Origin of the sequence: Tritonibacter horizontis (genome assembly GCF_001518015.1) — a bacterium.
GTDB lineage: Bacteria > Pseudomonadota > Alphaproteobacteria > Rhodobacterales > Rhodobacteraceae > Epibacterium > Epibacterium horizontis.
The window spans coordinates 1-812 of record NZ_LPUY01000034.1; the positions used below are offsets into that span (position 1 = coordinate 1).

2 protein-coding genes are annotated in these 812 nt (G+C 55.0%); one reads left to right on the forward strand and one right to left on the reverse strand.

Annotated elements, in window-relative coordinates:
• Positions 1–81: 81 nt before the first annotated feature.
• Entirely contained in the window at positions 82–333 is a 252-nt protein-coding gene (locus tag TRIHO_RS05490) for a hypothetical protein (protein ID WP_068241071.1), read from the reverse strand.
• Positions 334–543: 210 nt separating this feature from the next.
• On the opposite strand from TRIHO_RS05490, the gene TRIHO_RS05495 reads away from it, so the two are divergent.
• The coding region (locus TRIHO_RS05495; RefSeq protein WP_068241073.1) for a hypothetical protein at positions 544–812 on the forward strand (269 nt) is incomplete at its 3' end.

The following is an 812-nucleotide window of genomic DNA, read 5'->3' on the forward strand; positions in this document are numbered from 1 at the left end:
TATCTAAAAAGTAGATATTTGAGGGTGTTTTCGGCGTCTGGTTTCCATGGGCTGCAAGTCTGATGCTCCCGAGGCTGCCCATTAATCCCCTACCAATTGCAGAAATCGGCCGTAGTCCTCACTGACCTCCCTCGCTTCCTCGAACGCGCGGGCGCGTTCGCCCTCGAGGCACCGGAAGTAGCTCTGGATATCCTGAATGTAGTCTTCGAAATCGCCGCGGATGATATCCGCATAGTCACGCGCGGCCTGCGAATCACTTGGCAGGAAGGGGCGGGGCGGCGCGAAGCAGGATTCCGCCAAAACCGGCCCGGGAACGCTGATCAGAAAGGCCATAGCTTGCAACGAGATCAGGTGTTTCAACCTTGGGTTTCTCAAACCTGTTATCCCCTTGATCGCTGACACTGGCCGTGACTAGTGTCTGCGTGACCAAACTACAGCCAAAGCACGATATTACATCTTGCGGTTGATAATACACTATCGTAACTCTGGGCTTCAAGTGGGAATGCCTGGGGTCGCGCCATTGGAGAAAGCGTGAGCCGGGCCATGAACTGGGACATCGAAGCACCAAATGTGGTTACGGAAGCACGTTTCCGCGAACTCGTGGAAAGCGGCTATAGCGCTGAAATCCTGTGCCAGGAGTCTGCACATAAGAAAGGCCCCAGCTATTACGGGGTCTGGATCATGCGCGTTGTCTCTGATGATGGCGTGGAAAAGCTCCTCGTCACCGCCCGCACGCGGACGACCTACAACGATATCAAGATCCGCGAGTTCAAGACGATCTCCGGCGTGGTGTCTTTCTTCATTGGCCTTGG

Excerpts from the sequence above, each read along its gene's own strand:
- TRIHO_RS05490 (WP_068241071.1), bottom strand. The coding sequence starts at position 333 with ATGGCCTTTCTGATCAGCGTTCCCGGGCCGGTTTTGGCGGAATCCTGC.